The sequence below is a fragment of the Hydrogenophilus islandicus genome, from assembly GCF_054657095.1.
This window is the reverse complement of sequence record NZ_BAAHXE010000049.1, coordinates 1-6,855: the sequence shown is the minus strand read 5'-3', so window position 1 is coordinate 6,855 and position 6,855 is coordinate 1. Positions and strand designations below refer to the sequence as shown.

The window sequence follows — 6,855 nt, the reverse complement described above, 5'->3', positions numbered from 1 at the left end:
ACGTCACTCCTTTTTTGCCGCTAAAATGGCACCTTTATCGACCAGGAAGCGTCACAATGCTCGCAGTCATCGGTGGCAGTGGTTTGTCGCAACTGACCAATCTCGAACCCCTGGGACAACGGGTGGTCCGTACCCCCTACGGCGAACCCTCTGGCGTCCTCACCTTCGGCCGACTGGGCTGCGAAGAGGTGGTCTTCATCGCGCGCCACGGTTACGGCCACACGATCGCCCCCCATCGCATCAACTATCGCGCAAACCTCTGGGCGCTCAAAGAGGTAGGGGTGACCCGGGTGCTGGCGGTCGCCTCCGTAGGCGGAATCACGGCGAAATACCCGCCGGGAACCCTGGTGGTACCGCACCAGATCATCGACTACACCTGGGGGAGGGTTTCGACCTTTTTCGACGGGCCGAATGACCCGGTGGTTCACATCGACTTCACCCATCCCTTTTCGCCGACGCTGCGGGATCATCTGCTGCAAGCGGCGGCAGCCTGTGGGGAGAAGGTGGTCGACGGGGCAGTCTACGCGTGCACTCAAGGGCCGCGGCTCGAAACGGCGGCGGAGATCGATCGGCTCGAACGCGACGGCGCTGATGTGGTGGGGATGACCTTGATGCCGGAGGCGGTGCTCGCACGGGAGATTGGTCTCGAATATGCCGCACTCAACGTCGTTGCGAACTACGCCGCAGGCCGAGGGGACGCGCAACAGGGCATTGTTTTTGCCGAACTGCATGCGGTGCTTGATCAGGCGATCGGCCGGGCGCGGCGGATTCTCGAAGCGTTCTGCCACCTCTGTCGGTAGGTGGTGGCGAACGGGGATCAGCGGAGGCTCGCGCGAAAACGTTTGAGGGCGAGGAGAAAAAAGAGCGCCCCCAAGACCAAGGTCATCGCCAGATCGCCCCAGACGACATCGAGCGGGGCGTTGCGGTAGAGGAGCCCTTGCGCCAAGCGGACAAAATAGGTGTTGGGGGCCGCCAACATCATCCGTTGAACGACTTCCGGCATACTCTCCCGCGGTGTCACCGCGCCGGAGAGGAGCTGCAGTGGGATGACGACCAGAATCACCAGAAGGCCAAACTGGGGCATCGAACGGGCAATGGTGGCCAACAGCACCCCCAGTGAGGCGGCGGCAAATTGAAAGAGCGCTGCGGCCAGAAGAAAACGGGCGATGCTTTCCCACGCAATCGGAACGCCGAGTGCCCCCCGTACTACCCACACCAGAGAGACCGTTACCCCCACGAGCACGACGATCCCGTTGGCGAAAATCTTCGCCAGCAGAATCTGGGACGGCCGAAGCGGCAGGACCAGAAGGTGTTCGACCGTCCCATGTTCGCGCTCGCGGATGAGTGCCGCGCCCACGAGCACCACGGTCAGGATCGTCACCATGTTGATGATTTCCATCACGCCGCCAAACCATTTGCCGGTCAAATTGGGGTTGAAACGGACGCGAACGACAAGGTCTACCGGCTGAGGGGGAAGGGGGACGCGCCCTTCGGCCCAGCGGGTGATTTCGTCACTGACGATCTGGGTGAGGTAGGTTTGACCGAGGAAAGCCTGGGTCATCACGGTGGCGTCGATCCAGAGCGCAATTTCGGTAGAGCGGCGTGCTGTGAGATCGGCCTGGAAGTTTGGCGGAATCACCAGGGCAAAGCTCACTTCCCCTTTGTCGAGTAGCGTATCCACGTCGCTCCAGTCAACCACCCGAGGGGGCAAGAACTGCGGCGGTTGGATTGCCGCGAGAATGCGCGCCGAGAGGGCAGAGTGGTCGTGGTCGACGAAGGCGATTGGCGCGTTGTGGAGCTCTTTCGAAACACCCGCTGCGGCCGCATAGATGGCGCCCGTAAAGGCCCAAATGATGAGGAGAAGCAGCACGTGGTCCCGCCAAAGGCTTTTCAGCTCCTTGACCATCAAGGCGCGCACAGGAGGGAAAAAGAGGTGGCGGGGCGATGGCGCAAACTCAGGGCGTTGGGGCATTTACGGCTCCTGTTTGGGCAAGCGCCAGACGGCAAGGAGTCCATAGCAGAGGGGGAAGAGGGCAAGCCAAAGCAGTTCGTCGCGCAGGATCTCCCCGCTGACCGCTTTGGTGATGATCCCCCGGCTGATCGTCAGGTAGTGGCTGACCGGGAAACCTTCGCCGATCCAGCGGGGGATCCCTTCGCTCGCAGAAACGGGGGTCGTGAGGCCAGAGAATTCGATGCTCGGCAGCATGGTCAAAATGGCGGTGCCAAAGAGCGCTGCAACCTGGGTGCGGGTGACGGTCGAGAGGAGGAGGCCAAAACTGGTGGTGGCCAGCAGATAGAGGAGGGTGGCTCCTGCCAGAAAGAGGAGATCACCCTTGAGCGGCACATCGTAGCCCCAGCGGGTCTGGGCGAGGAGCAGAAGAAAGGCGACGAACGAAACAGCAACATAGGGGAGCTGCTTGCCCAGGAGAAATTCACTGCGCGATAGCGGCGTGACATAGAGATTGACGATGCTGCCCAGCTCTTTTTCCCGAACGACCGCAAGGGCAGTCAAAATGGCAGGAATGAAGATCAAAAGGAGCGGGATGACCGCAGGAGCCATGGCGTTAACCGAGCGGAGTTCGGGGTTGTAGCGGTAACGCACTGAAAGCGCTACTGGGAGTTCGCCCCCCGGTCCTACTTCGAGTGACTGCCACTGCCCGAGAATGGCGCGATGGATCGCAAGGACGTAACCGCGCGCGGTCTCCCCCCGAAAGGGCATCGAGCCATCGATCCACACACCCAGTTCCGGCCTTCTTCCCCGGCGGAGATCGGCCGCAAAGCCGCTCGGGAAGCCGTAACCTACTGCCGCTTTCCCGTCACGCAGTGCGGTCAGAAGCTCTTCGAGGTTGGAGACCCGCAAGACAACCTCAAATTCGCGGGTGGCATCGACCTGGGCGATGTAGTCGCGACTTTCGGTGCTCTGATCTCCGTCATAGACGGCCACGGGGAGACGATCGACGTCGAGCGAGATGCCGCTTGCGAGCACGAACATCAAAATGACTGCCCCGAGCAGGGCAAAGACGAGGCGAACCGGGTCACGCATCAGCTCACGCCCCTCCCGCTTGGCGACGCTCAGCAGGCGCGTGAAGGAAAAGAGGGGGGCAAACGAGGGTGTGCGGATGGGGGACGAACCGGCAGGAGGAGCTTCTGACGAGCTGAGTGAGAGCGGCGAGTCCCCGTCGCCGGTCGATGAGGGTGGGGTGGTCGCTGCTGCGGTAGTGGGCGGAAGGTCAAGGGGTGGGTTCGCCTTGGCCTCTTCGGCTTCGAGCGCGCGGATAAAAGCGGTTTCCAGCGAATCGGCGCCGTAATGGGCAATGATCCGTTCCGGGGTATCTTGGATCAACACGCGGCCGGCGTGCATGAGGGAGATGCGGTCGCAGCGCATCGCTTCGTTCATGAAGTGGGTGGAGAGAAAGATCGTCACCCCCTCTTGCCGCGACAGCTCATAAAGAAGCGCCCAAAACTGGTCGCGCGCCACGGGGTCGACCCCGGAGGTGGGTTCGTCGAGGATCAACACCTTGGGCTCGTGCAGCACGGCCACCGCGAGCGACAGCCGCTGTTTCACCCCAAGGGGAAGTGATTCGGCAATTTGGTCACGAAAACGCGCCAGATCGAAGCGTTCGAGGAGCTTTTCGATGCGCTGACGCGCCTGCTCCTCGGGGATTTCGAAGATCCGCGCGTGGAGCCAGAGGTTGTCCGCAATGCTCAGCTCCTGGTAGAGCGAAAACTGCTGCGTCATGTAACCGACTAGCCGCCGCGTTGCCGAATCATTGGGCGCAAGAGGGGTGCCAAAAAGGCGCGATCTTCCCTCGGTGGGCGGCAGGAGGCCGGTGAGCATCTTCATCGTCGTCGTCTTGCCACAGCCGTTGGAGCCGAGGAAACCGAAGATTTCTCCTTGACGGATGGCAAAGGAGACGTGATCCACTGCAACGAAATCGCCAAAACGCTGCGTGAGCCCCTCGGCCGCAATCACGATCGGCCGGGCGTCGTCGACTCCAGGGGGCGGGTCCATCGGTGTCTCGCTGCCGGAGGAGAGGGAAGGGGGAGTGGCGCTACCGTGGGCAACACCCGAGAGGGCGGTGCGATCGCGGAGCATCAGTCGGGCAAATGCAGCCTCTAACGTCGCTGTTTCGGTTTGCCGTTTGAGCTCCTCGGGCGTTCCTTTCCCGATAATCCGCCCTTCGTAGAGGGCCAGGAGGGTATCGAAGTGCTCGGCCTCTTCCATGTACGCGGTGGCGACGATGACCTTGAGTTGTGGGCGCTCTGCCTGAAACTGCGCGATCAAGTTCCAAAATCGGCGGCGGGAGAGCGGATCGACGCCGGTGGTCGGTTCGTCGAGGATCAGCCAGTCGGGGTCATTGATCAACGCGCAACAGAGTGAAAGTTTTTGCTTCATGCCGCCGGAAAGTTTTCCGGCCGGGCGGTCGCGGAAACGAAGGAGATCGGTAGCAGTGAGCAGGCGGTTGATCGTTTGGGATCGTTGAGGCTCGGGAAGGGCGAAGAGGTCGGCAAAATGGGTGACATTTTCCCAAACCGAGAGGGTCGGGTAGAGGTTCTTGCCAAGACCCTTGGGGCATGTAGGCGATGCGCTCTTGGAGCTTTCTGCGGCTGCGTCGGCAGCGAAGATCGACGCCATCAACGACAATCTCCCCTTGTTGAATTTTGCGCGCCGTGGCCAAAAGGGCAAGGAGGGTCGACTTACCGACTCCGTCAGGGCCGATGACACCGATGGTACGAGTCGGCGGCAGATTGAGCTCATCGATCGCCAACGCGATGGTTTCCCGCCCGTAGCGATGGACGACGTTGCGCAGCGTAATGAAAGGGGTGGCAGAGCGCTCTTCCGCTTTCACGGTATTACTTTTCTTTGACGAGAATGCGCGCCACGGCGGGCAAGCCGCCAAAAAGTGCGTCGCGGTGTTGTGCTAGCCATTCGCGGTCGGCCGCGAGGCGAACGCGGAAGCTCAATTTGGCCCGTTCGTCTGCCGTTTCGACGAATTTGGGGGTAAATTGCGCCTCGGGCGAGACAAAGACGACACGGGCAGGAATCGCGCCGCGCTCGGCCGTCCACCCTTCTGGAACGATCTCGGCAGCTTGTCCGAGCTGGACATCGGCCATCTGCGCTGGGGTGAGGAAGATGTCGATAGTGAGGTCGAGCGGATCGACCAACGAGAGCACCATCGCCCCCGCCGGGATTACCTCTCCGGGGAGGACATAGCGTTTCAATACTCGTCCAGCGATGGGGCTGAGAATCTGCGTGTCAGCCAATTTGCTGTCGATCACGTTGAGTTGGGCTTTTGCGGCATCCACTTGGGCGGCAGCCAGCGCAACCCGTTTGTCTGCCAAATCGAGGGCAGTTTGCGCATTGACCCAAGCCGTTCGGGCCCGATCGAATTGGTCTTCTGAGGCGAATTTCTGTTGCCGCAGCTCTTGGGCGCGCTGAAAACTGGCTCGAGCAAGATCAAGGTCAGCCTGTGCTTTGCGCCGTGCCGCTTGCGCTTCGGCATAGGCCCGTTCGGCAACGGTCACCTGCGCCTCAAGGGCTTCACGCTGCGCCTGCAGCTCACTGCTGTCCAAGGTGGCGAGGAGTTGATCTTTTTCGACCCAGTCACCTTCGCTGACCCGAACTGAGGTCAGTCTGCCGGGAATTTTGCTTGCGATATCGTATTGCCGTAGCTCGAGGCGCCCATTGCCAATGGGGAGCTTCTCAAGCGACCGGTCACGTAGCCAACCCCGTTCGATCAGCCGCTCTTTCAGCCGCTGCCACGGTGCGGGTTTGTCTTGATTTTCCGCAGCAGCCAATGGAGTTGTTGCAAAGAGCCCAATCGTTGCCAAGGCAACGGCGAACAGGCCAAACCGCTGGGCGCGGCGTCGTACGATTGGGGTGCGGTCATGACGGAGCATGGTAGTGTCCTTATTATGAATTTATGGTCATTATAGCAGCAAGCGGTTCGAGCGGTTTATGTATGCCTCTGACTGGGGTTCTGATTGTAACGTGATAATTTTTATTATGTAAAATTAGATTGCGGGCAGTGCGGTCGAGAATGGAGCCAAACGGTGCTATCCTCTCCTCATCTCGGACCCAGAAGGCGTTGTTCCCCCCGGAGAGGCAACCCAAAATGGCCAAAGCGAAGAAACCCACCGACCTTTTTGCTTCGCAAAAAGCAAAGCTTTTCGCTGCCTATCTCCGTGATCTCTCCGCCGTCCATCGCCCTGGCGACGCCCGCGAAGAGAGTTTCTACTCGACGCTCGTTCGGTTGATCGACGAGATCGCCAAAGCAACCGGCCGGCAGAACATCCAAATCACCGTCCAACCGCGACCGACTGAGGCCGGCAACCCCGATTTTCGCGTCTGGGATGGCGAGCGGCGGATTGTCGGTTACATCGAAGCCAAACCCCCGACAGCCGAGTCGCTCGACCACATCGAACGTACTGATCAGCTCAAGCGCTATCGGGAGACCTTTCCCAACCTGATCCTCACCAACTTCCTTGAATTTCGACTTTACCGCAACGGCGAGCGTGTTGCCGAAGCGCAACTGGGCCGGCCGGTGGTGCTCACCGCGCTGCGCCACACACCTCCGGTGGAAAACCCCGACGCAGTCTGGGCGCTCCTCGATCAATTTCTCGCTTTTTCTCTCCCGTGTTCCCTCACTGCCGAGACGCTTGCGCAGGAACTTGCGAAACGGACCCGCTTTCTGCGCAACATCGTCGGACAACAGCTGCGTGAAGAGCGGCAATCCGGCAAAGGGACGCTGCTTGGCTTTTTTGATGCCTTCCAGAAGTACCTGATCGCCAGCCTCACCGCCGAGGAGTTCGCCGACCTTTACGCGCAAACGCTCACTTACTTTGACTGTGTCA

At 60.6% G+C, this 6,855-nt stretch carries 4 protein-coding genes and 2 pseudogenes; 2 read left to right on the top strand and 4 right to left on the bottom strand.

Annotated features, from left to right (window positions below):
- Positions 1 to 56 precede the first annotated feature (56 nt).
- Positions 57 to 800: an S-methyl-5'-thioinosine phosphorylase gene (locus ACYQ6T_RS10340; protein WP_459830553.1), complete on the top strand. Its 744-nt coding sequence runs from the start codon at positions 57 to 59 to the stop codon at positions 798 to 800.
- Positions 801 to 817: 17 nt separating this feature from the next.
- On the opposite strand, the gene ACYQ6T_RS10335 is transcribed toward ACYQ6T_RS10340, so the two are convergent.
- The 4 genes and pseudogenes from ACYQ6T_RS10335 to ACYQ6T_RS10320 form a co-directional block, all read right to left on the bottom strand.
- A complete protein-coding gene (locus ACYQ6T_RS10335) occupies positions 818 to 1,972 on the bottom strand; it encodes an ABC transporter permease (RefSeq protein ID WP_459830551.1) in 1,155 nt (384 codons plus the stop codon).
- Positions 1,973 to 4,636 carry a ribosome-associated ATPase/putative transporter RbbA gene (gene rbbA / locus ACYQ6T_RS10330; RefSeq protein WP_459830549.1) on the bottom strand — a complete coding sequence of 888 codons (2,664 nt, stop codon included), beginning with the start codon at positions 4,634 to 4,636 and terminating at the stop codon, positions 1,973 to 1,975.
- Positions 4,626 to 4,850, bottom strand: a pseudogene (locus ACYQ6T_RS10325) (ATP-binding cassette domain-containing protein); the annotation flags it as partial. The gene rbbA and the pseudogene ACYQ6T_RS10325, both read right to left, overlap by 11 nt.
- A gap of 4 nt (positions 4,851 to 4,854) precedes the next feature.
- Positions 4,855 to 5,901: an HlyD family secretion protein gene (locus ACYQ6T_RS10320; protein WP_459830547.1), complete on the bottom strand. Its 1,047-nt coding sequence runs from the start codon at positions 5,899 to 5,901 to the stop codon at positions 4,855 to 4,857.
- A 215-nt stretch (positions 5,902 to 6,116) separates the two neighbouring features.
- On the opposite strand from ACYQ6T_RS10320, the pseudogene ACYQ6T_RS10315 reads away from it, so the two are divergent.
- Positions 6,117 to 6,855 (top strand): annotated as a pseudogene (locus ACYQ6T_RS10315) (type ISP restriction/modification enzyme); the annotation flags it as partial.